We start from the raw sequence: 23,269 nt of genomic DNA, 5'->3' as shown, positions 1-23,269 counted from the left end.
TCGTCATCGCGCGGGCACACGCCATGCCTGCGTGCGGCGGTCGATCCATTTGCCGAGCGCCATGTACAGCAGCGTGACCACCGCCGAGGTCGCGGCGATCAGCACCGCCATGGCCGCGGCAGGCCCGGTGTCGCCGGCCTCGTCGAGGTTCAGGATCGCGACCGCAGCCAGCTTGGTGTCGGGCGAATACAGGAACACCACCGCCGAGATCGTCGTCATCGCATTGATGAAGAAATAGCGCGATACATCCAGCAGCGTCGGCAGGCAGATCGGAAGGGTGACGCGCCAGAGGGTCTTGTAGAACGGCACCTTGAGCGAGGCCGACACGGCCTCGAACTCGGCATCGATGGCCTTCAGCGCGGTCACTACGGTCAGGTGCCCGGTGGTGTAGAAGTGGACGATCGTGCACAGCACCATCAGCGCCATCGTGCGGTAAAGGAAGTTCAGCGGGTTGGCGGGCGCATTGAAGAAGAAGATGTAGCCCAGGCCCAGCACCAGCCCCGGCACGGCCATCGGCAGCATCGCCATGAGGCGGATGACCGGCCGCACCCAATCCAGGCCACGCGTCTTCTCCAGCAAGTAGGCGCCGACGAACACCACCGCGGTGCCGATCACGGCCGTGCATGCGGACAGCTTGAGGCTGTTGAGCATCGCATCGCCGAGTTCCGCATCGACCAGCCCCGAGACGTAGTGGACGAAGCTCGGCTTGAGGTTGTAGGGCCACAAGGTCGCGAACGAGGCGAACACGGCCATGAAGAACATCGCCAGCATCGAGGCGACGATCAGCATGCAATAGACGGTCATCGCCGCATCGAAGCGCGGCGCGCGCCGCGGCACCAGCGGCACGGCCCGCGCCGTCAGCATCGCGGTCTGCTTGCGCTGCACCAGGTAGTCGATGCCGAAGGTGAGCGCAGCCGGCGTCAACAGCAGCAGCGCGACCACCGCTCCGCGCTGGAAGTCCTGTTGCCCGATCACCAGCTTGAACACGTCGGTCGCCAGCACGTTGAAGTTGCCGCCGACCACCTTCGGAATACCGAAGTCGGTGATGACCAGCGTGAAGCACACCAGTGCCGCGGAAATCAGCCCGTACTTGGCGCCGGGCAGCGTGATGGTGAAGAACTTCCGCAAGGTGCGCGTGCCCAGCGCATCGGCCGCCTCGTACAGCCGCGCGTCGGCCAGCGACAAGGCCGTCACCAGGATCATCAGCACATGCGGAAAGGTGGCGAAGCATTCGGCCAGCACGATGCCCGATGCGCCGTAGATGCCGCTGAAGCCAAGCCCCAGCCAGAGCTCCTTCGCGATGCCCTGGTTGCCGAACCAGTAGATCAGCGAGATGGCCGACAGCAGCGACGGCGCCAGCAGCGGGAGCAGCGTGATCGCGCGAAACAGCGGCTTGGCCGGCATGCAGCTTCGCGTCAGCGCATAGGCGAAGGCGAAGGCCAGCGGCACCACGATCAGCGTGACCAGAACCGATACCTGCACGCTGTGCCCGAGGCTCTGCAGCAGTGCCGGCGATGCGAGGTACGCGGCAAACGCGTCGAGGCCCGACGCTTGCCCACCCTCGGGCGCATCGAGCGCCTTCGACAGGATCAGCAGCAAGGGCGCGAGCAGCCCGATGCACAGCAGCGCGACCGTGCCCAGCAGCGCCAGGTTGGCGAGGCGGTCGGCCCATTGCGCCTGCTGCTTCGGCGGCGCAGCCTTCCAGACGGCAGCGACCATGCTCAGCTGCCCAAGGCCACGGGGAACACGCGCAGCCGATCGGCGCGCAAGGCGAAGTTCAGTTGCGCCCCCTCGCGCACGCCGAACTCGTCCATCTGATTCAGCGAGAACTGCAATTGCAAAGGCTGGCCCGGAATGGCATCGACCGCCACTTCCGCCAGGCAGTTGCCGCCGAGGAACTCGACATGCCGTACCGTGCCGACGCACCGCATCGGATCGTCTTCGCGCACCCCATCGATCACGCGGTCTTCCGGGCGCAGGTAGAGCGCGACCTCGCGCCCCGGCCGGAAGTCGGCGCCATTGCCGGGCTGGCATTGCAGCCGCATCTCGCCGCAGCGGAACCAGCGGTCGCCCTCTGCCACGGCTGCGAGCCGGTTCACCTTGCCCACGAAGTCGGCGACGAAGGGCGAGGCCGGCTCGCGGTACACCTCCATCGGCGTGCCGACCTGCTCGATCACGCCCTGGTTCATCACCACGATGCGATCGGCCACCGACAGCGCCTCTTCCTGGTCATGCGTCACCATCACCGTCGTCACGCCGAGCTTGCGCTGAAGTTCGCGGATCTCGTTGCGCAGGTGCACGCGCACGATGGCGTCCAGCGCCGACAGCGGCTCGTCGAGCAGCAGCAGTCCCGGCGAGGTGGCCAGCGCGCGCGCCAGCGCGATGCGTTGCTGCTGCCCGCCCGACATCTGCGCCGGGTACTTGGCGCCGCTGCCCGGCAGTCCGACGAGTTGCAGCAGCTCGTCGACGCGCGGCGCGATCTGCGCCCGCGACTGCCTGCGGTTGACCAGGCCATAGGCGACGTTCTGCGCCACCGTGAGGTTCGGGAACAGCGCATAGGACTGAAACATGATCCCGTAGTCGCGGCCCGCGGGCGGCAGCACCGAGATGTCGCGCCCGCCCTGCCGGATGCGTCCGGCCGACTGCATCTCCAGCCCCGCGATGATCCGCAGCAGCGTCGTCTTGCCGCAGCCCGACGGCCCGAGGAAGCAGACGAACTCGCCGCGCCGGATCGACAGGTGGATGTCGTCCAGCGCCACGAAGGCGCCGAAGCTCTTCTTGATGCCCCGCAGTTCGAGGTAGGTGGCGTCGTCGCCCTCGCCCTCGCCTCCGCCTGCGCTTGCTTGCGATCTCACTTCTTCGGTTCGCTCTTGCCGTCGTAGCGTCGGGTCCACTCGGCCAGCGTGCGGTCGCGGCCGGCGGCAGCCTGGTCGAAGTTGAGCTTGATCAGCCGTGCCTCGTAGTCGTCCGGGATGTTCGGCAGCTTGGGCGCCACGCCCGGCTGCGCCGTGATCGCGAAGTTCTTGCCGTAGAGCAGCATCGCGTCCTTCGACGAGGCCCAGTCGGCCAGCTTCTTCGCGGCTTCCAGCTTCTTCGTGCCCTTGTAGATGGCATAGCCTTCCAGGTCCCAGCCCAGGCCTTCCTTGGGGAACACCAGTTCGATCGGCGCGCCCTTGGCCTTGTTGGTGTAGCCGCGGTATTCGAAGGAGATGCCTGCAACGTATTCGCCGGCCGCCGCCATGTTGCAGGGCTTGGAACCGGAGTGCGTGTACTGGCCGATGTTCTCGTGCAGCGCGTCCATGTACTTCCAGCCGCCACCCTTGCCCGCGTCGTCGCCCCACATCTGCAGCCATGCCACCACGTCGAAGTAGCCGGTGCCCGAGGAGGCCGGATTCGGCATCACGACCTGGCCCTTGAACTCGGGCTTGGTCAGGTCCTTCCACGTGGTCGGGATCGGGATGTTCTTCTTCTTGGCCTCGACCGTGTTCACGCACACCACGGCGCCGAACACGTCCATGCCCCACCAGGCCGGCGGCGACTTCTTGTCGCGGTACTGCGGCATGATCGCGTCGAGGTTCAGCGGCGCATAGGGCTGCAACATGCCGTTGCGATCGAACAGCGCGAGGCTCGATGCGGCCACGCCCCAGATCGCATCGGCCTGCGGATTGGCCTTCTCGGCCAGCAGCTTGGCCGTGATCACGCCGGTCGAGTCGCGCACCCACTTGATGTCGATGTCGGGGTTGACCTTGTTGAAGGCCTCCTGGTAGGCCTTCAGCTGGTCGGTCTCCAGCGCGGTGTAGACCACGAGCTGGGTCTTCTGCGCCCACGCGCCTGCCATGCATGCCACGCCGAGCAAGCCGGCCACCATCGATCTTGCGAATTTCATCTGCCCACTCCTGGTTCGAAAAGACAGCAACTTTGCCGACACGAAACGACACGCTCGTGACACATGCACCTAGCAAAATCGGGGCCTGCCGCAGGACTTTGTCTATTGTTGTTCGTAGATCGTAGACAATCTGCGATGGGCAACCTACGATCCCACCATGGCCACGAAGATCTCCAGCAATCCCGCCATCGCACAGCTTCAGTGCACCTCGCTCGCCACCTTGGTGCAGGCCGAGATCGAACGCATGATCCTGGACGGCGACCTGCCCTCCGGCGCCAAGCTCACCGAGTCCACCTTGGCCGAGCAGATCGGCGTCTCGCGCGGGCCGGTACGCGAGGCTTTCCGCATGCTCGAGGAAGCCGGCCTCGTGACCACCATCAAGAACCGCGGCGTGTTCGTGCGCCACGTGCCGATCGAGGAGGCGCTCGAGATCTTCGAGGTGCGCGCCGTGATGGACCTCTACGTGGGCCGCAAGCTCGCGCAGGGCCTGGCTACCGCCCAGGTCAAGAAACTGCGGCAACTGGCCGATGCGATGGACCAGGCCGTGAAAGCCGACAACGCGCATGACTTCCACCACTACAACCTGAAGTTCCACGACCGCCTGCTGGAACTGGCCGGCAATGCCAAGCTCACGGCGACCTACCGCAAGCTCGTCAACGAGCTTTCGCTTTTCCGCCGGCAGAACCTCACCAGCGAATCGATGGCGGTCTATGCGCGCGAGCACCGGCAGATCGTGAAGGCCATCGCCGGTGGCGACCCCGAAGCCGCGGGCCAGGCGATGTACCAGCACGTGATGAACAGCCGCGAGCGCACCCAGCGCAACTACGCGCAGAAGCAGGCCGCGGAGGCCAAGGCGCCCCTTTCCGGGTCCACCGCTGCCGTGGAAGCCTGAGAAGACGTCGACGATGGCCCTGTCCCTGACCGACATCGAGGCACTGTTCGCCCGCCACGGCGCGGCCACCTACAGCGGCGAGCCGGTGACCCAGCTGCAGCACGCACTGCAGACCGCGTGGCTCGCCGAGCAGGCCGGCGCGGATGATGAACTCGTCACCGCAGCCCTGCTGCACGACCTCGGCCACCTGCTCAACGACCAAGGCGAATCGCCCACGCTGCGCGGCATCGACGACGTGCACCAGTACTTCGCCCTGCCCTTCCTGCGCGGCGTGTTCGGCGAGCGCGTGCTGGGCGCGATCCAGTGGCACGTCGATGCCAAGCGCTACCTGTGCGCGACGCGGCCCGACTATTGGCAGGCGCTTTCCGCCGACTCGAAGCGCAGCCTTGAGCTGCAGGGCGGCACCTTCTCCGCCGCGCAGGCCCGCGAGTTCATCGGCCGTGCGCATGCAGCCGATGCCGTGCAGGTGCGCCTGTGGGACGACCTGGCCAAGTCGCCCGATCTCCAGACCCCGCCGCTCGGGCACTACCTGGCGCGCGCCAGAAGCTGCGTGCTGGCCGCCGCGTGACACTGACCGGCCCGATCGTTCTCGCCGTACTCTTCGGCGCGCTGCTGCACGCGGGCTGGAACGCCTTCATCAAGGCCGGCCGAGACAAGGCGCTGGACACGGCCCTCGTCCACAGCCTCGGCATCTTCGTGGCGATCCCGCTCCTGATGAGCAGCGGCCTGCCGGACCGCGCGGCATGGCCGTACATGGCCGCATCGCTCGCCATCCACCTCGGCTACTACATCGCGCTCGCCGGCGCCTACAAGCATGGCGACCTGGGCCTGACCTACCCGCTGATGCGCGGCTGCGCCCCGCTGCTGGTGGCGCTCGGCAGCATGGCCTTCATCGGCGAACGCATTTCCGCCACGGCCTGGATCGGCGTCGCCGTCCTCTGCATCGGCGTCTTCACGCTGGGCCTGTCCCGCTCGGCGGCGGCTCCCGATGGCACCTCGCATCGCGGCAAGGCGATCGGCTTTGCGCTCGCCAACGCCGCGATCATCGCTGTCTACACCATCGTCGACGGCATCGGCGTGCGCGTCTCCGGCAGCGCGGTGGCCTATGTCGCGGGCCTGTTCGTGTTCGACGGCATTCCGTACTTGCTGCTGGTACTCTGGCGCCGCCCAGGCCAACGTCTTGCGGCGTTGCGCTACATGAAGCGCCGCTGGCCGATCGCATTCCTCGGCACCGCGGCCTCGCTCGGCAGCTACGGCGTCGCCCTGTGGGCGATGACCCGCGCGCCGGTCGCCGTCGTCGCCGCGCTGCGCGAGACCTCGGTGCTGTTCGCCGCGCTGATCGGCACCCTCTTCCTGCGCGAGGCCTTTGGCTGGCAGCGGGCCATCGGCACTCTCGTCATTGCGGCCGGGGTGATGACCTTGCGCCTGGGTTGAAGACGCCCCGAAGGTTCAGCCGGCCCGCACGCAGTCGGCGTAATAGCGCTTCTTGCCCGTCTCGTCGACCTTCGCCACCAGCCCGTGGATGTCCGTCTCGAAGCCTGGGCACTCGGTGTTGAATTCGCGCGCGAACTTCAGGTAGTCGACGATCTTCTTGTTGAACACCTCACCCGGGATCAGCAGCGGAATACCGGGCGGGTATGGCGTGATGAGGCTGGTGGTGATACGGCCTTCGAGCTTGTCGATCTCCACGCGCTCGGTCTTGCGGTGCGCGATGTGCGCGTAGGCGTCGCTGGGCTTCATCGCCGGCGTCAGGTCGCTCAGGTACATCTCGGTGGTGAGCCGCGCCACGTCGTAGCGCGCATAGAGCTTGTGGATGTGATTGCAGAGATCGCGCAGGCCGAGGCGCTCATAGCCCGGATGCTGCTGGCAGAACTCCGGGAGGATCCGCCACATCGGCTGGTTGCGCGCGTAGTCGTCCTTGAACTGCTGCAGCGCCGTCAACAGCGTGTTCCAGCGGCCCTTGGTGATGCCGATGGTGAACATGATGAAGAAGCTGTAGAGCCCGGTCTTCTCGACGATCACACCGTGCTCCGCGAGGAACTTGGTGACCACGCTGGCCGGGATGCCGGTCTCGGCGAACTTGCCCTGCAGGTCCAGGCCCGGGGTGACGATGGTCGACTTGATCGGGTCGAGCATGTTGAAGCCGTCGGCCAGCTTGCCGAAGCCGTGCCAGTTGCGCGCCGAGCTTTTGGTCTTCTTCTCGCTGCTGCCCTCGCCCTTCATGACCCAGTCCTCGGCGCGGCCGATGCCCTCGTCGACGAGCTTCTCGGGGCCCCAGACCTTGAACCACCACTCGTCCTTGCCGAACTCATCTTCGACCTTGCGCATGGCGCGGCGGAAATCGAGCGCCTCCAGGATGGATTCCTCCACCAGCGCGGTACCGCCGGGCGGCTCCATCATGGCGGCGGCCACGTCGCAACTCGCGATGATCGCGTACTGCGGGCTGGTGGACGAGTGCATCAAGTAGGCCTCGTTGAACAGGTCGCGGTCCAGCGCGCGGTTCTGCGAGTCCTGCACCAGCACATGGCTGGCCTGGCTGATGCCGGCCAGCAGCTTGTGGGTGGACTGGGTGGCGAACACCAGCGAGTCCTTCGGGCGCACCCGGCGCTTGCCCATCGCGTGGTAGGCGCCGTAGAACGGATGGAAGGCCGCGTGCGGCAACCAGGCCTCGTCGAAGTGCAGCGTGTCGACGTACCCGTCGAGCATGCCCTTGATGGTCTCGGTGTTGTAGATCACGCCGTCGTAGGTCGACTGCGTGAGCGTCATCACGCGCGGCTTGACCTTGTCGGGATCGACGTGCGCGAGCAGCGGGTTCGCCTTGATCTTGGCCTTGATCGCGCTCTGCTCGAACTCGCTCTTGGGGATCGGGCCGATGATGCCGAAGTGGTTGCGCGTCGGCTTCATAAAGACCGGAATCGCGCCGGTCATGATGATCGCGTGCAGGATCGACTTGTGGCAATTGCGGTCGACCACCACCACGTCGTCGGGCGCCACCGTGTGGTGCCACACCATCTTGTTGCTGGTGCTGGTGCCGTTGGTCACGAAGAAGCAGTGGTCGGCGTTGAAGATGCGCGCCGCGTTGCGTTCGCTGGCAGCCACCGGGCCGGTGTGGTCGAGCAACTGGCCGAGTTCTTCCACCGCATTGCACACGTCGGCACGCAGCATGTTCTCGCCGAAGAACTGGTGGAACATCTGGCCGACCGGGCTCTTCAGGAAGGCCACGCCACCCGAATGGCCCGGGCAATGCCATGAATACGAGCCGTCTTCCGCGTAATCGATCAACGCCTTGAAGAACGGCGGCTGCACGCCTTCGAGGTAGCTCTTGGCCTCGCGGATGATGTGGCGCGCCACGAACTCCGGTGTGTCCTCGAACATGTGGATGAAGCCATGCAGCTCGCGCAGGATGTCGTTGGGCAGGTGGCGTGAGGTACGGGTTTCGCCATAGATGTAGATCGGCACCTCGGCATTCTTGCGGCGCACCTGTTCGATGAAGGTGCGCAGGTTGAGTACGGCGGGGTCAAGGTCCGGGCCGGGCGTGAACTCCTCGTCGTCGATCGACAGGATGAAGGCGCTGGCACGGCTTTGCTGCTGGGCGAACTGGCTCAGGTCGCCATAGCTTGTCACGCCCAGAACCTCGAATCCTTCAGTCTCGATGGCTTGCGCGAGCGCGCGGATGCCGAGGCCCGAGGTGTTCTCGGCGCGGAAGTCCTCGTCGATGATGACGATGGGAAAACGGAATTTCATGGGCGTGCCCGGATGGGGAAAAGAGGCGCGAAGTGTAAGGAATTCCAATGTCCACCATCTGACCGTATGTCAGAGAATGCAGCCGGATTCACATGCAGGAGCAAATTCATGGAGCTTTCCACCATCTGGTGGTTGATCGCGGGGGCCGCCATCGTGCTGGAACTGATGTCCGGCACGGTCTACCTGCTGCTGCTGAGCGGGGGCTTTGCGGCGGCCGCCGTCTCGGCGCATCTGGGGGCGGGTTTCACCACGCAGCTGGTCGTGGCTGCCGTGGTCGGCGTGGGCGCGGTGCTGGGCTGGTACGTCATCCGCAAGCGCCGGCCGCCCGACTTGCCCTCGCAGTCCAACCCCAATGTCAACCTCGACGTCGGCGGCAGCGTGCAGGTCGACGCCTGGAACAGCGACGGCACCGCCAGCGTGCGCTATCGCGGCGCCCAATGGACGGCCATCCATCGCCCCGGCGTCATGCCGGCGACCGGCATGCACCGCGTGACGGAGGTGGTCGGCAGCCGCCTGGTCGTCGACAAGATCTGAAATCGAAAAGCCAAAGGAACCGCACCATGGAAGTCGCAGCCGTCATCCTCGTCATCGCCATCATCTTCATCAGCCAGTCGGTCAAGTTCGTGCCTCAGCAGAACGCCTGGGTGCGCGAGCGGCTGGGCAAATACAACGGGACGATGGCGCCAGGGCCGAACTTCCTGATCCCCTTCATCGACAAGGTGGCCTACAAGCACAGCCTGAAGGAGATTCCGCTCGACGTGCCCAGCCAGATCTGCATCACGCGCGACAACACGCAACTGCAGGTGGACGGCATCCTCTACTTCCAGGTGACCGACCCGATGCGTGCGAGCTACGGATCGTCGAACTACATCGTGGCCGTGACGCAGCTTGCGCAAACCTCGTTGCGCAGCGTGATCGGCAAGCTGGAGCTCGACAAGACTTTCGAGGAGCGTGACATCATCAACGCGCAGGTGGTTGCCGCGATCGACGAGGCGGCGCTGAACTGGGGGGTGAAGGTGCTGCGCTACGAGATCAAGGACCTGACGCCGCCGAAGGAGATCTTGCAAGCCATGCAGCGCCAGATCACGGCCGAGCGCGAGAAGCGCGCGCTGATCGCCGCATCGGAAGGCCGCCGCCAGGAGCAGATCAACATCGCCACCGGCGAGCGCGAGGCTTTCATCGCGCGCTCCGAGGGCGAGAAGCAGGCGCAGATCAACAACGCGCAGGGTGAGGCAGCGGCCATCACCGCGGTGGCCGAGGCGACCGCCGGCGCCATCTCGCGCGTGGCGGCCGCCATCCGCGAGCCGGGCGGCGAGCAGGCGGTGCAGCTCAAAGTGGCAGAGCGCGCCGTGGATGCCTACAGCAAGGTCGCTGCGGACTCCAAGACCACGCTGATCGTGCCCAGCAACATGACCGAGACGGCCGCATTGATCGCATCGGCGATGCGAATGGTGCAAGCCGGAAAAACGACCCCTTCTGCGGGTTAGAATCGAAGGCTCGGAGCGGTGGATGAGCGGTTTAAGTCGCACGCCTGGAAAGCGTGTGAGGGTTAATAGCCCTCCGCGGGTTCGAATCCCGCCTGCTCCGCCAAGATGAACAAAGCCCTTGATTTCAAGGGCTTTTTTCTTTTCTGGGCCTCACGGGTTGGAAGTTGTCCGCATGCCAATTGGCCCTGCCTCGACCCATCGAGTTGTGCGGTGGCGGCACGGTTTCGTCGCTGCCAACCCGCACCAAGCCCGCTTCAGTTGACCGCCACACCCTTGTCCCGGATCACCTTCCCCCACTTGTCGAAGTCAGTGCGAATGCGCAAGGACATCTGCGCCGGATCGCCATAGGCAGCCGCCGCCCCCGCCTTCACCAGGCGTTCCTGCACGTCCTTGTCCGCCAGGATCTTCTTCACCTCGCCGCTCACACGGTCCACTACCGGCTTGGGCGTGCCGGCCGGCGCCAGCAGACCACCCCACGAGACGGCGTCGAACCCCTTGAATCCTTGCTCCGCAATCGTCTTCACATCCGGCAGTTGCACGATGCGCTGCGGCGAACCGACGGCGATGGCGCGCAGCTTGCCGGACTGGATGTGCGGCAACGCAGCCACCAGGTCGGCATACATCACCGGCACCTGGCCGCCCAGCAGGTCGGTCACGGCGGGCGTGCCGCCCTTGTAGGCGATGTGCTGCATGTCGAAGCCGCCCAGGTCCTTGAGCATCTCCATCGTGAGGTGGCCGAAGCTGCCCGGGCCGGAGCTGGTGTAGTTGAGCTGGCCTTTCTCGGCCTTCGCCTTGGCGATCAGGTCGGCCAAGGTCTTCACGTCGGGCAGCACGGCGGGATTGACCACCACGACGATCGGCAGGTCGTACACGCTGGCAACGGGTGCGAAGTCCTTGGCCATGTCGTAGCCTGCCGACTTGTACAGGTGGGGCGCCAGCAGCGTGGGCGTGGCGAGCATCATCAGCGTGTAGCCGTCGGGCGCGCTCTTGGCCACGAACTGTGCGGCGATGGTGCCTGACGCGCCGGCGCGGTTCTCCACCACCACTGGCTGCTTGAGCCGCTCGGCGAGCTTCTGGCCGACCACGCGCGAGGCGGTGTCGGTCGGGCCGCCGGGCGGGAAAGGAACGATCAGCTTGATCGGGCGGGCTGGCCAATCCTGCGCGGAGGCAGGCGCAGCCGCAACGACGGCCAGCGAGGCCAGGGCGATCGCCAGGGTGCGGCGGGTGAAGGTATCGAATCTCATCAGGAAGTCTCGTTTCAGGAAATCAGAAGTGAAGCTACAGGACGCCGCCCTGCCGGAGCGCGGCAATGGCTTGCGCGTCCATGCCCAGCAGTTGGCCGAGCACGCGATCCGTGTCCTGCGCGAGCAGCGGCGGGGCGGCGCGCACGGGCATGCGCTGGCCGTCGATGCGGTAAGGCGGCGCCATCACTTGCACCGTGCCGGTCTCGGGGTTGGGAAGCTCGGCCAGCAGGCCCGCCTCGGTGCTGCGCGGGGACTGCAGGGCCTCCAGCAGGCCCAGCACTTCGCCGCAGGGAATGCCGGCCGCCGTCATGCGCGTCAGCAGCAGCTCGCGCGGGCGGCGGGCCAGTTCGGCGCGCAGCGCGGGCAGCAGCTCGTGACGGTTGCTGGAACGGGCCAGGTTCGTGGCGAAGCGCTCGTCGGTCGCCAGGTCCGGCCGCTCCAGCACCTCGCTGCAGAAGCGCTGGTACTGCGCGTTGTTGCCCACGGTGATGACCACCGGGCCGTCTGCCGCGTCGAAAACGCCGTAAGGCACGATGGAAGGATGCGCGTTGCCGTACTTGGGCGGGTCGTTGCCCATCAGCAGCGCCTCCATGCCGTAGTAGGCGGTGATCATCAGGCCGCAGTCGTACAGCGCCATCTCGACATGCCTGCCCTGCCCCGTGCGCTCGCGATCGAACAGGGCCGCCAGGATTGCCTGCGCCGAGTACATGCCGGTGAACATGTCCACCGCCGCCACGCCGAACTTGAGGGGACCCTGCCCTTCCTCGCCGTTGAGCGCCATCAGGCCGGCCTCGCCCTGCACCACGAGGTCGTAGCCGGGGCGCGCGGCCTCGGGGCCGTCGGTGCGGTAGCCGGTGATGGAGCAGTAGACGACGGCCGGGTTGATGGCCTTCACCGACTCGTAGTCCAGCCCCATCTTCGCGATGCCGCCGAACTTGAAGTTCTGGATGACCACGTCGCTCTTCGCGGCCAGTTCGCGCACCAGGCGCTGGCCCTCGGGCTTCTGCAGGTCCACGCCCACCGACTGCTTGTTGCGGTTGGCGCTGTTGAAGTAGGCGGTGTTACGCGAGCCCACACGCAGGCCCCAGTCGCGCGTGTCGTCGCCACGGCCAGGGTGCTCGATCTTGATGACCTCCGCACCCAGGTCGCCCAGCGCCTGGGCGCACATGGGGCCGGCCAGCACGCGCGACAGGTCCAGCACCCGCACGCCTGCGAGCGGCAGGCGGGCTTCCGCGGTCGCGCCTGCGAGCGGCAGGCGGGCTTCCGCGGTCGCGCCCGCGAGCGGCAGGCGGGCTTCGCCGGCCACGCTCATCGCTTGCTCCGCAGCGGCACGAAATCGGGCGTCTGCTTGGCCAGGAAGGCATCGATGCCCGCTGCTGATTCCGCGCTGCCCTGAGCCTCGACCATGAACCCGGCCTCGCGGTCGAGTTGCGCGTCCAGCGTGCTCGACACCGCCTCGCGGCACAGCGTCTTGATGCGCGCCATCGCCTGCTCGGGGCCGCCCGCCAGGCGCGTGGCCAGCGCGATGGCCTCGGCGTCGGCGCCGCCGGGTTCGGTGAGCCGGTTGACCACGCCCAGGGCGTGCAGACGCTCGGCACCGATGCGGTCGCCGGTCAGGCACATCTCGGTCAGCAACTGGCGCGGCAGCACCTGCGCCAGGAAGGCGGTGGCGCCGCCATCGGGCGTCAGGCCCACCTTCACATAGGCCACCGAGAAGCTCGCATCGCGCGCGGCCACGAGCAGGTCGCAGCCCAACGCCATCGACAACCCGGCGCCGGCCGCGCCACCCTCCACCGCCGCGACGACGGGCTTGGGAAAGTCGCGCAGCAGGCGCACCAGGCCGTGCAGGCCTTCGAGCTTTTCGAGACGTTGCTCGATCGTGAGCAGGCGGCGGGTGGCGAGCGTGTTCAGGTCGCCGCCGGAGCAGAAGTAGCCGTCGGCGCCGGTCAGCACCACGGCGCCCACGGTGGCATCGGTGCTGGCAGATGCAAGCGCCTCGGCCAGCGCGGCGTAAAGGCCGGGGCTGATCGCGTTGCGCTTGCCGGGCGTGTGGATGGCCAGCACCAGCACCGGGCCTTCGCGGCGCACGAGGATGGGGGGAACGGTGGTGGTCCCGGTCATTGCAGGGTCTCCTGGCCCAGCGCGATGTAGCGCGCCAGATGATGGTCTTCGTCGCCGAGCTGGTGGTCGATCATCACCAGTCGCTTGGCGTAGTGCGACAGCGGCAGCTCCCAGGTCATGCCGATGCCGCCGTGAAGCTGGATGCATTCCTCCGCGACGCGGGTGCCGATGCGGCCGATGCTGTACTTGGCGGCAGACAGCGCCTTCTCGCGGCCGATGCGCTCGCCACCGTCGATCGCGGCGGCGGCGTTGATGACGGCCGAGCGCGCCTGCTCGATCTCCAGCAGCAGGTCGGCCATGCGGTGCTGCAGTGCCTGGAAGCTGCCGATGGGCACGCCGAACTGCTTGCGGATGCGCAGGTATTCCAGCGTGTCGCGCTTGGCGACTTCCATCGCACCCAGCGATTCCGCGGCCAGCGCCAGCAGGCCCCAGCCGACCGCGTGCTCGAGCACCGGCGCGCCTGCCCCCTCGGTGCCCAGCAGCGCATCGGCACCCACGCGCGCGCCTTGCAGCGTCAACTCGGCGGCGCGCCCGCCGTCGATCTTCGTGTAGTCACGCCAGGCCAGGCCCGGCGCATCTGACGGCACCAGGAACAGCGAGATGCCGTCCGCATCGTCGTCGGCGCCACGCGTGCGCGCCGACACCAGCAACAAGCCGGCCTGCGCGCCCTGTTGCACCACCGCCTTCGCGCCGTCCAGCACCCAGCCATCGCCGGAGCGCTCGGCCTTCGTGGCGACCAACGTGGCCTCGTAATGCGAGCCCGGTTCCTCGTGCGCCAGCGCGGCCAAGGTGCTGCCGTCGATCAGCGAAGCGATGCGCTCCTTCTGCCCTGCGCTGCCGGCCTGCGCGATGGCGCGGCCGACAACTAGCGCGCCGAGGAATGGCTCCACCACCAGACCCTTGCCAAGGCTCTCGAAGACAACGGCCACGTCGAAGCCGGCCCCGCCGAAGCCGCCCACCTCCTCGGGAAACAGCGCGCCCAGGGCCCCAATTTCTGCCAGCTGCGACCAGTGTTCGCGGCTGTAGCCCTCGTCGCTTTTCGCAATGCGGTCTCGCGTGCCGAATGCGTATTGCTCCGCAATGAAGCGGTCCAGCGAATCCGCCAGCATGCGGCGGTCGTCGGTGTGTTCGAAGTTCATGGTGTCGCTTCCCTCACAGGCCCAGGATCATCTTGGAGATGATGTTCTTCTGGATTTCGTTGGAGCCGCCGAAGATCGACAGCTTGCGGTTGTTGAAGTACAGCGAGGCCGCCGGCGCCGCCTCGGCCGGGCCGACCGGCGCTTCGTCATGGCCTTCGTGCAACGCGGCCTCGATGAAGGGCTGCGCATACGGCCCCATCGCCCGGCGCGCCAGAGAGGAGATTTCCTGCCGGATCTCGGTGCCGCGGATCTTGAGCATGGAGCTTTCCGCGCCCGGCACGCCGCCACCGGCGACGGCGGCGATCACGCGCAGGTTGGTCGTCTTCATGTTCTCCAGGTCGATCTCGACCTTGGCAAGGCGGGCCGCGAACTGCGGGTCCTGCGCCAGCGGGCGGCCGTTGCGCCGGACCTTGCCGGCGATGCGCTTGAGCTTTTCCAGCGCCGCGACGGAGAAGCCCACGCCCGCGATGTTGGTGCGTTCGTAGGTCAGCAGGAACTTGGCATAGGTCCAGCCCTTGTCCTGCTCGCCGACCAGGTTCTCGGCGGGCACCCGCACGTCGTTGAAGAACACTTCGTTGACCTCGTGCTCGCCCTCCAGCGTGATGATGGGCCGCACCTCGACGCCGGGCGAATTCATGTCGACCAGCAGGAAGCTGATGCCCGACTGCGCCTTGGCTTCCCTGTTGGTGCGCACCAGGCAGAAGATCATGTTGGCGTAGTGGCCCAGCGTGGTCCAGGTCTTCTGGCCGTTGACGATGTAGTGGTCGCCGTCCCGAACCGCCGTGGTCTTGACGGACGCCAGGTCCGAGCCAGAGCCCGGCTCGGAGTAGCCCTGGCACCACCAGTCCTCGCCATTCAGGATGCGGGGCAGCCAATGCTGCTTCTGCGCCTCGCTGCCGTACTTGATGAGCACCGGCCCCAGCATGTTCAGGCCGAAGGGCACGATGCGCGGCGCGCCGGCCAGCGCGCACTCGTTCTCGAAGATGAACTTCTGCACCGGGCTCCAGCCCGGCCCGCCGTACTGCTCGGGCCAGTGGTTGGCCAGCCAGCCGCGCGCATGCAGGATGGCATGCCACTGCAGCATGTCGTCACGCGTCAGGCGCAGCCCGTTCTTCACCTTGTGCGAAAGCCGCTCGGGCAACTTGTCGCGCAGGAAGTGCAGCACCTCGCCGCGGAACGCTTCTTCTTCGGGAGTGAACTTCAGGTCCATGCCGTGGCCTTTTGCTTCAGAAGATCTCGAACAGGCCCGCCGCGCCCATGCCGCCGGCGATGCACATCGTCACCACGCCCCACTTGGCCTTGCGGCGGCGCCCTTCAAGCAGGATGTGGCCGGCCAGCCGCGCACCGGTCATGCCGAAGGGGTGGCCGATGGAGATGGCGCCCCCGTCCACGTTCAGGCGCCCGGCCGGAATGCCCAGCGTCTGCTGGCAGTAGATGGACTGCGAGGCGAAGGCTTCGTTGAGTTCCCACAGGTCGATGTCCTGCACCGTGAGGCCGAAGCGCTGCAGCAGCTTGGGCACCGCGAACACCGGGCCGATGCCCATCTCATCGGGCTCGCAGCCGGCCACCGCCATGCCGCGGAAGGCGCCGAGTGGCTGCAGGCCGAGGCGCTCGGCTTCCTTCGCTTCCATCATCACGCAGGCGCTGGCGCCATCGGACAGTTGCGAGGCGTTGCCCGCGGTGATGAACTTGTCGGCGCCCTTCACCGGCGCCAGCTTGGCCAGCGACTCGTAGGTGGTGCCGGCGCGGTTGCAGGTGTCGTGGTCGATCGTCACCTGCTTCTTGGCGACTTCGCCGGTCTCCTTGTTCGCCACCGCCATGGTGGTGGTGACGGGGACGATCTCCTCGCTGTAGCGGCCGGCTTCCTGCGCCTCGGCGGTCTTGCGCTGGCTGTCCACGGAGAAGCGGTCCTGCGCCTCGCGGCTGATGCCGTAGCGCTGCGCCACCACGTCGGCGGTGTCGATCATCTCCATGTACAGCTGCGGCTTGTGCTCGACGATCCACGGGTCCAGCCCGGAGTTGCCGTCGTCGCGGGTGCGGATGCCGGAGATGCTTTCCACCCCGCCCGCGATCATGGCCGGCGCCCCGTCCACCACGATGCGCCCGGCGGCGATGGCGATGGCCTGCAGGCCCGAGGCGCAGAAGCGGTTGACGGTGGTGCCGGCGATGCTCAGGGGCAGTTCAGAGCGGATGATGGCCTGCCGCGCGACGTTGCGGCCAGTGATCCCTTCCGGATAGCCGCAGCCGAGGATGGCGTCCTCGATCAGCGCCGGATCGATGCCCGAACGCTCGACAGCGGCACGCACCGCGAAGCTGGCCAGCGTCGGGCCGGCCGTGATGTTGAGTTCGCCGCGGTGCGACTTGGTGAGCGGCGTGCGGGCGGTGGAAACGATGACGGCCTGGCGCATGGGATTTCTCCTGGGAGGTTTCGAGGTGAAAGCCGCCCTCCTCCACTTTAGGAGGATGCGGCAGGGGGATGGGGTTCAGCCTTGCGGCTGGTTGAGGCTGGCGAAGTCCTTGCCCTCGGCCACGAGCTTTTCGAGCAGCGGCGCGGGTTGCCAGAACAGCGGGTCTTCCTTGGCGAAGGCGCGGATGTCTTCGAGGATCTTCGGCAGGCCCACCATGTCGGCGTACTTCATCGGGCCGCCGCGGTAGCGCGGGAAGCCGTAGCCGGAGAGGAAGGTCACGTCCACGTCCAGCGGGCGCAGCGCGATGCCCTCGGCCACCACCTTGGCGCCTTCGTTGACCATCGCGGCCATGTAGCGGCGCATGATTTCTTCGGCCGTGAACTTGCGCGGCACGATGCCCTTCTTCTGCCGCTCGGCGTCGACGATGGCCAGCACTTCGGCGTCTTCCTGGCCGGCGCGCGCACCTTGGGGATACACGTACCAGCCGCGCTGCGTCTTCTGGCCGAACCAGCCGCGCTCGCAGATGCGGTCGGCCACCTCGACGTAGCGCGCCTTCGGGTCGCGCGTGGCGGCCTTGCGCTTGCGCGTGGCCCAGCCGATGTCGCCGCCGGCCAGGTCCGAGACCTGGAAGGGACCCATCGGGTAGCCGAAGCCGCGCACCGCGGCATCGATCTCGTAAGGGCTGGCGCCGTCCTCGAGGATGTGATCGGCGGCCTGCCGGTACACCGCCAGGATGCGGTTGCCGATGAAGCCGTCGCACACGCCCGCGCGCACCGGCACCTTCTTCATGCGCTTGGCCAGCGCAAAGGCGGTGGCAACCACGTCCGCGCTCACCTTGGCGGGCACCACGATCTCCAGCAGCTTCATGATGTTGGCCGGGCTGAAGAAGTGCAGGCCGACCACGTCCTGCGGGCGCGAGGTGCTCGCGGCGATGGCGTCGATGTCCAGGTAGGAGGTGTTGGTGGCCAGCACGGCGCCGGCCTTGCACACGCGGTCCAGTTCCTTGAACACGGCCTTCTTGACCTCGATGTCCTCGAACACCGCCTCGATGACCAGATCGACGTCCTTGAACGCGGCGTAGTCGGTGCTGCCGGTGTAGCGGGCCATGACGGCGGCCTTGGCCTCGGGCGTCATGCGGCCCTTGGCGACCAGGCCATCGTAGACCTTCTCGACGTTGGCGCGGCCGCGATCGATGGACGCCTGGTCGCGCTCCACCATCACCACCGGCAAGCCCGCGTCCATCGCGGCGACGGCGATGCCGGCGCCCATGGTGCCGCCGCCGACGATGCCCACGCTTTCCAGCTTGCGCGGCTGCGCGGCCTTGGCTTCAGGGACCTTGGCCACTTCGCGCTCGGCGAAGAAGGCATGGATGAGTCCGGCGCGCTGCGGGCTCTCGATGCAGGCGAGGAAGGCCTCGCGCTCCGCCTTGACTGCCTCGTCGAAGGACTTGTCGAGCGCAGTCTGGACCGCCTCGACGATCTTCATCGGGGAGAAAAGACCGCGCGACTTCTTCGCGGCGTCGGCCTTGGCGGCGTCGATGGCAGCTTGCGCGGCAGCGCGGTCGGCCAAGCCCTGCGCGTCACGGCTGCGGCGCACGCCGGCGCCCTGTGCCAGCAGTTCATTGGCATAGGTCAGGCCCGCGACTTGCGCGTCCTCGCCTTCCGCGAGGCGGTCCAACAGGCCGAGCGACAGAGATTCCTTGGCCTTCACGTGGCGGCCGCTGAGCATCAGGTCCAGCGCGGCCTGCGCGCCGACCAGGCGCGGCGTGCGTACCGTGCCGCCTGCGCCGGGCATGAGGCCCAGTTGCACCTCGGGCAGGCCCAGCTTTGCGTCCTGCAGGGCAACGCGGTAGTGCGCAGCCAGCGCGATCTCCAGCCCGCCGCCCAGCGCCGCGCCCCGGATCGCGGCGATCACCGGCTTGCCGCACGCCTCGATGCGGTTGCACACCTCGGGCAGCGAGGGCGGCTGCGGCGCCTGGCCGAATTCGCGGATGTCCGCGCCGGCCACGAAGGTGGCGCCCTCGCCCACGATGAGGATCGCCTTCACGGCGGCGTCGGCGTCGGCCGCCTCGACGGCTTCCTTCAGCCCGCGGCGCACGGCCGACGAGATGGCGTTGACGGGCGCGTTGTCGATGGTGATGCACAGCACGCCGCCATGGCGGGCGCTGCGAACGACGGGGGTGGTGATGGAAGCAGTCGTCATGGGTGTGTCTCCGAAAGCAAGCACATGCGCCCCGGGCGGGGCCTGACGCGGATTCTGATATGGCAATCCGATATCTACAATTCCCCCAGTGATTGACACACTGTCAACTTTTAATTGACAGCGGAGCCACCCGCCCATGGACCAGAACGCCCTCGCCCTGTTCGTAGAAATTGTCGAAGCCGGCAACCTCAGCGAGGCGGCGCGGCGCCTGCGCATGAGCCGCGCCAACGTGAGCAACCGGCTCGGCCAGTTCGAGCGCGGCCTGGGCCAGCAACTGCTGCGCCGCACCACCCGCCGCATCGAGCCCACCGAGATCGGCCTGCGCCTGTACGCGCACGGCTGCGCCATCCGCGACGAACTGCAGGCCGCGCGCGAGTCGGTCACTTCCCTCGGCCAGAGCCTGCAGGGCCGCGTACGGCTGTCGGTGCCCAGCGGCTACGGGCAGCTCGTCATGTCCGACTGGCTTGTGGAATTCAAGCGCCTCTACCCCGGCATCGTGCTGGACGTGATGTTCGAGAACCGGGTGGAAGACCTGATGCGCGAGGAGGTCGACATCGCGATCCGCGTGATGTCCGAGCCGCCGCAGAACCTGGTGGCACGCGACATGGGGCCGGTGAACTACGTGGCCTGCGCCAGCAGCGCCTGGGCACGCGAGCATGGCCTGCCGGTGCAGTTGGACGACCTGCGCCACGTGCCGCTGATCACCTCGGCCGTGATGGGGCGGCAGCTGCGTGTGTCGGCCTACCTGGCCCAGGAGCGGCACGAGGTGCTGCTGGAGCCGACCCTCATCTCCGAGAACTTCCTCTTCCTGCGCAAGGCGATCCTCGCCAGCCTGGGCGTGGGCATCGTGCCGGACTATGTGTTCGAGGCGGAACTGGCCGACGGCGAAGTGGTCGCCGCGCTGAGCGAGTGGCGCCTCTCGATCTTCGGCACCCACATGTACATGCTGTACATGCAAGGCCGCCACCGCACCCGCGCAGCCGCCACCTTCATCGAGTTCATGCTGGACAAGGCAAGGCAGCCGCGGGACGGCTCGACGTGAATGCGCAGCAGCCCGGCGCTGCCGGTCTTCACGACTTGTTGGTCGTCACATGGCTGATCGCGCCTTGCCGGTCCAGCAGATCGGCCTTGGCGCAGGCGTCCATCCACTGCTCGGGCGGCATCTGCATCGTGGCCGCGCGCATGCCTGACTTAATGGCCTGAACCGAGTGCGCGGGGAAGGCGGCGATGGCCTTCGCGATAGCCTGCGCACGCGCGACGACCGCGCCGTCTTCCACCACTTCGGTCGCGATGCCCAGCCGAAGCAGGTCGGCCGCGCCGATGCGGTCGCCCATCAGGCATACGCGCGCCGCGACCGCTTCGGAATGGCGCAACGCCAGCCAGGCCGCATTGCGTGGCGCCGCCATGCCGATGCCGATCTCGCCGACCTGCAGGAAAGCCCCCTCGCCGCAGACCATGAGGTCGGCGGCCAATGCGAGCGCGGCGCCGCCGTTGATGGCATAGCGCTCCAGCGCGACGACCAGCACCTTGCGGCTTGCGAGCAGTTGGTTGTGCACCGCCGCCCACAACACAGGGAAGCCGGCCTTCCATTCAGGCGCCGGCTCCGCGCCGAAGGCTTTCACGTCGAGGCCCGAGCAGAAGGCGCCGCCTTCGCCACGCAGCACCACGGCGCGCACGGCATCGTCCAGGGCGAGTTGTCGCAGTGCGTCGTGCATGGCCTGTGCGAGCGTGCCTTCGATGGCGTTCTTGCGCTCGGGCCGGTTGAGGATCAGCTCCGCCCATCCATCGTGGATGTCGAGAACAACGGCTGTCATGTGGAAGGCCTTTGTGCAAATAGAGAAGGAGGAACGGCGGGATCGGCGTCCCGGGCGCCAGGTTCCCGCAGGAGGTGAATACCTTCAGGCCGCGAGCGAGCAGGGCGCCGTACCGACCACACCGCCGGCTTGCAGCCGCGAGATGTCGTCCGCGCTGTAGCCGGCCTGCGCCAGCACCTCGGCCGTGTGTTCGCCCAGTCGCGGCACGACGGGCATCGGGCCATCGGCCAGCGCTTCGCCGAGCAGGAAAGGCAGGCCCGGCAGCTTCAGTTCGCCACCATGCCCATCCCCGACCGCCTGGAACACCCCGCTCGCCTGCACGTCCGCACTGGCCAGCACCTGCGTGTAGTCGCGAACCACGCCGACGACCACCTCATGCCGTTCAAGCAGCGCGCGCGCTTCCTCGCCGGTGTAGCGGCCGAGCTCGCGCCCCAGCACCTCCATCAAGCCCGGGCGGTTGCGCACGCGATCGTTATTGGTTGCGTAGAGGGGATCCATGGCGAGCGCAGGCAGGCCGATGGCCTTGCACAAGCGACGCCAGTGGTCGTCCATATAGGCAGAGATGACGATGTGGCCGTCCTGCACCGCAATCACGTCAGCGGCCGGAGCGACCAGCGGCTGGGCGTTGCCAAAGCGCACGGGTAGCTTGCCGGTGCACTGGTACTCGGCCCAGATCTGCGCCTGCATCGAGATGGCGACCGCGAGCAGCGAAGTCTCGATGGTCTCGCCCTGCCCGGTGCGCGCTTGGCGAAACAGCGCAGCGAGGATCGCGCTGGCTGTGGCATTGGCCGTTGACACATCGGCCACCGGGAAGCCGGCCTTCAAGGGTGAACCGCCGCGTTCGCCGGTGATCGACATCATCCCGCTCTCGGCCTGCGCCGCGATGTCCAATCCGGGCCGCTTGCGCGACGGGCCGAAGGAGCCAAAGCCCGAGATCGACGCATGGACCAGCCCCGGCTTCTCCTTGCGCAGCGCGCCGGCGTCGAGCCCGAGCGACTCCATGACCCCCGCGCGCGTGTTCTGCACGACCACATCCGCCTTCAAGGCCAGGTCGCGCGCAATCGCCAGGCCTTCCGCTTGCCGCATGTCGACCACGATGGAACGCTTGCCGCGGTTGTAGGCCATGAAGAGCCCGCTACGCCCCTTCGTGGCTTCACTGACGCCAAAGCGCCGGCCGTTGTCGCCGTTCGGGCTTTCGATCTTGATGACATCGGCGCCAAGGTCCGCGAGGATCTGCGTCGCGCCCGGCCCGGCGATGAACTGGCCGAACTCGACGACGCGCACTCCGGCGAGCGGCCGCTGGTCTGCTGTTTCTTGCATGGTCAGTTGCTGGCCTTGATGCCGGCGACGCGTCCCACTTCTGTCCAGCGCTTGAGTTCGGACGCGAGCAGCTTGCCGAACTCGTCGGGCGTGCCGCCCGCTGGCGTCAGGCCGAGGCCGCTGACGGCTGCGACCACTTCGGGATCCTTGAGCGCACGGTTGACGGCGGCATTGAGCTTGTCGCGCACGGCCACCGGCAGGTTGGCCGGGCCCATGAGGCCCAGAAAGCTGTTGGCCTCCATGTCGGGCACGCCGGCTTCGCGGGCGGTCTGCAGGTTCGGCAGGCCGGGTGCGCGCTGGCTGCCGGGCGTGACGATGCCGGTGAGCTTGCCCTGCGCGATCATGGTGGCGGTGATGCCGGCCACGTCGAACAGCAGCGGCACGTCGCCGCCGACCGCTGCGCGCGCTGCTTCGGCCGAGCCCTTGTAAGGCACATGCTGCAGGCTCAGCTTGTTGCGCTGCGCAAACATCTCGCCCCAGAACTGCGTCATCGTGCCTTCGCCGGGGCTGGCGTACTGCACCGGCTTGTCCTGCTTGCGGATCCAGTCGATCAGCGACTTGAGATCCTTTGCAGGCACGCTCGGGTTGGCGGCCACCAGGATGGGCATCCAGGTCAGCGCGCCGATGGGCGTGAGGTCCTTGAGCGGGTCGTAAGGCATCTGCATGCCCATCGCCGAGTTGGTGACGACGTGCGCCGCCACCAGCACCAGCGTGTAGCCGTCGGCCGGCTGGTGCACCACGTAGTTGGTGCCGATGGTGCTTGCGGCGCCGGGCTTGTTCTCGACGATGACCGGCTGCCCGAACTGGGTCGAGACCGAGCGGCCCACCACGCGCGCCACTGTATCGGTCGGACCACCCGGCGTGTACGGCACCACGATGCGAATGGGCTTGCCGGGGAAGGCCTCTTGCGCCGCAACCGGTTGCGCGAAGGCCGTGAAGCACGCGAGCAGCATGCCGATTACCTTGATCATCGTTGTCTCCTGATTGTTCGAAAGGCGGTAATAAAAGCCCG

Annotated in this window: 20 protein-coding genes and 1 tRNA gene; 7 read left to right on the top strand and 14 right to left on the bottom strand. The window is 67.3% G+C overall.

Annotated features, from left to right (window positions below; genetic code table 11):
- Positions 1-3 precede the first annotated feature (3 nt).
- The 3 genes from HB681_RS11205 to HB681_RS11195 are packed head-to-tail and all read right to left on the bottom strand — an operon-like array spanning position 4 to position 3,886.
- The gene (locus tag HB681_RS11205) at positions 4-1,719 is read right to left on the bottom strand and encodes a putative 2-aminoethylphosphonate ABC transporter permease subunit (RefSeq protein ID WP_213954882.1); all 1,716 of its coding nucleotides are present in this window, start codon (positions 1,717-1,719) and stop codon (positions 4-6) included.
- Between the two features lie 2 nt (positions 1,720-1,721).
- The gene (locus tag HB681_RS11200; protein ID WP_213954881.1) at positions 1,722-2,855 is read right to left on the bottom strand and encodes a putative 2-aminoethylphosphonate ABC transporter ATP-binding protein; all 1,134 of its coding nucleotides are present in this window, start codon (positions 2,853-2,855) and stop codon (positions 1,722-1,724) included.
- A complete protein-coding gene (locus HB681_RS11195) occupies positions 2,852-3,886 on the bottom strand; it encodes a putative 2-aminoethylphosphonate ABC transporter substrate-binding protein (RefSeq protein WP_213954880.1) in 1,035 nt (344 codons plus the stop codon). Before HB681_RS11195 ends, HB681_RS11200 begins: the two co-directional genes overlap by 4 nt.
- 157 nt (positions 3,887-4,043) lie before the next feature.
- On the opposite strand from HB681_RS11195, the gene HB681_RS11190 reads away from it, so the two are divergent.
- From HB681_RS11190 to HB681_RS11180, 3 genes are read left to right on the top strand one after another with little or no spacing between them, the layout of a single operon-like run.
- Positions 4,044-4,778, top strand: coding sequence for a phosphonate utilization associated transcriptional regulator (locus HB681_RS11190; protein WP_213954879.1), 735 nt, complete (start codon positions 4,044-4,046; stop codon positions 4,776-4,778).
- Positions 4,779-4,791: 13 nt separating this feature from the next.
- Positions 4,792-5,346, top strand: coding sequence for a phosphonate degradation HD-domain oxygenase (locus tag HB681_RS11185; RefSeq protein WP_213954878.1), 555 nt, complete (start codon positions 4,792-4,794; stop codon positions 5,344-5,346).
- Positions 5,343-6,212: an EamA family transporter gene (locus HB681_RS11180; RefSeq protein ID WP_213954877.1), complete on the top strand. Its 870-nt coding sequence runs from the start codon at positions 5,343-5,345 to the stop codon at positions 6,210-6,212. The genes HB681_RS11185 and HB681_RS11180 overlap by 4 nt, the downstream gene beginning before the upstream one ends.
- 15 nt (positions 6,213-6,227) lie before the next feature.
- On the opposite strand, the gene HB681_RS11175 is transcribed toward HB681_RS11180, so the two are convergent.
- On the bottom strand, positions 6,228-8,522 hold the full coding sequence (locus HB681_RS11175; RefSeq protein WP_213954876.1) for an arginine/lysine/ornithine decarboxylase: 2,295 nt from the start codon (positions 8,520-8,522) through the stop codon (positions 6,228-6,230).
- A 108-nt stretch (positions 8,523-8,630) separates the two neighbouring features.
- Here HB681_RS11175 and HB681_RS11170 point away from each other — a divergent pair, with 108 nt between their 5' ends.
- The 3 genes from HB681_RS11170 (at position 8,631) to HB681_RS11160 (ending at position 10,112) form a co-directional block, all read left to right on the top strand.
- Positions 8,631-9,056 carry an NfeD family protein gene (locus HB681_RS11170; RefSeq protein ID WP_213954875.1) on the top strand — a complete coding sequence of 142 codons (426 nt, stop codon included), beginning with the start codon at positions 8,631-8,633 and terminating at the stop codon, positions 9,054-9,056.
- A gap of 26 nt (positions 9,057-9,082) precedes the next feature.
- Positions 9,083-10,009 carry a stomatin-like protein gene (locus HB681_RS11165; protein WP_213954874.1) on the top strand — a complete coding sequence of 309 codons (927 nt, stop codon included), beginning with the start codon at positions 9,083-9,085 and terminating at the stop codon, positions 10,007-10,009.
- Positions 10,010-10,021: 12 nt separating this feature from the next.
- Positions 10,022-10,112 (top strand) — tRNA-Ser (locus HB681_RS11160).
- Positions 10,113-10,263: 151 nt separating this feature from the next.
- On the opposite strand, the gene HB681_RS11155 is transcribed toward HB681_RS11160, so the two are convergent.
- From HB681_RS11155 to HB681_RS11125, 7 genes are all read right to left on the bottom strand, one after another.
- The gene (locus HB681_RS11155; protein ID WP_213954873.1) at positions 10,264-11,253 is read right to left on the bottom strand and encodes a tripartite tricarboxylate transporter substrate binding protein; all 990 of its coding nucleotides are present in this window, start codon (positions 11,251-11,253) and stop codon (positions 10,264-10,266) included.
- Between the two features lie 34 nt (positions 11,254-11,287).
- Positions 11,288-12,565 carry a CaiB/BaiF CoA-transferase family protein gene (locus HB681_RS11150; protein WP_213954872.1) on the bottom strand — a complete coding sequence of 426 codons (1,278 nt, stop codon included), beginning with the start codon at positions 12,563-12,565 and terminating at the stop codon, positions 11,288-11,290.
- Complete coding sequence (locus tag HB681_RS11145) at positions 12,562-13,374, bottom strand: enoyl-CoA hydratase (RefSeq protein WP_213954871.1); 813 nt, start codon at positions 13,372-13,374, stop codon at positions 12,562-12,564. Before HB681_RS11145 ends, HB681_RS11150 begins: the two co-directional genes overlap by 4 nt.
- Entirely contained in the window at positions 13,371-14,513 is a 1,143-nt protein-coding gene (locus HB681_RS11140; RefSeq protein WP_213954870.1) for an acyl-CoA dehydrogenase, read from the bottom strand. The genes HB681_RS11145 and HB681_RS11140 overlap by 4 nt, the downstream gene beginning before the upstream one ends.
- 13 nt (positions 14,514-14,526) lie before the next feature.
- A complete protein-coding gene (locus HB681_RS11135; protein ID WP_213954869.1) occupies positions 14,527-15,723 on the bottom strand; it encodes an acyl-CoA dehydrogenase family protein in 1,197 nt (398 codons plus the stop codon).
- Positions 15,724-15,739: 16 nt separating this feature from the next.
- The gene (locus HB681_RS11130) at positions 15,740-16,921 is read right to left on the bottom strand and encodes an acetyl-CoA C-acyltransferase (RefSeq protein ID WP_213954868.1); all 1,182 of its coding nucleotides are present in this window, start codon (positions 16,919-16,921) and stop codon (positions 15,740-15,742) included.
- Between the two features lie 75 nt (positions 16,922-16,996).
- On the bottom strand, positions 16,997-19,123 hold the full coding sequence (locus HB681_RS11125) for a 3-hydroxyacyl-CoA dehydrogenase NAD-binding domain-containing protein (protein WP_213954867.1): 2,127 nt from the start codon (positions 19,121-19,123) through the stop codon (positions 16,997-16,999).
- Positions 19,124-19,259: 136 nt separating this feature from the next.
- Here HB681_RS11125 and HB681_RS11120 point away from each other — a divergent pair, with 136 nt between their 5' ends.
- Positions 19,260-20,165: a LysR family transcriptional regulator gene (locus tag HB681_RS11120; RefSeq protein WP_213954866.1), complete on the top strand. Its 906-nt coding sequence runs from the start codon at positions 19,260-19,262 to the stop codon at positions 20,163-20,165.
- A 28-nt stretch (positions 20,166-20,193) separates the two neighbouring features.
- Here HB681_RS11120 and HB681_RS11115 read toward each other — a convergent pair whose 3' ends face one another.
- The 3 genes from HB681_RS11115 to HB681_RS11105 form a co-directional block, all read right to left on the bottom strand.
- Positions 20,194-20,937: an enoyl-CoA hydratase/isomerase family protein gene (locus tag HB681_RS11115; RefSeq protein WP_213954865.1), complete on the bottom strand. Its 744-nt coding sequence runs from the start codon at positions 20,935-20,937 to the stop codon at positions 20,194-20,196.
- Between the two features lie 84 nt (positions 20,938-21,021).
- Entirely contained in the window at positions 21,022-22,257 is a 1,236-nt protein-coding gene (locus HB681_RS11110; RefSeq protein WP_213954864.1) for a CoA transferase, read from the bottom strand.
- Positions 22,258-22,259: 2 nt separating this feature from the next.
- Positions 22,260-23,228 carry a tripartite tricarboxylate transporter substrate-binding protein gene (locus tag HB681_RS11105; RefSeq protein ID WP_213954863.1) on the bottom strand — a complete coding sequence of 323 codons (969 nt, stop codon included), beginning with the start codon at positions 23,226-23,228 and terminating at the stop codon, positions 22,260-22,262.
- Positions 23,229-23,269: the final 41 nt, after the last annotated feature.

Source organism: Variovorax sp. dw_954, assembly GCF_018449755.1.
In the GTDB taxonomy this organism is placed as follows: domain Bacteria; phylum Pseudomonadota; class Gammaproteobacteria; order Burkholderiales; family Burkholderiaceae_C; genus Variovorax.
This window is presented reverse-complemented; position numbering and strand designations above follow the sequence as displayed.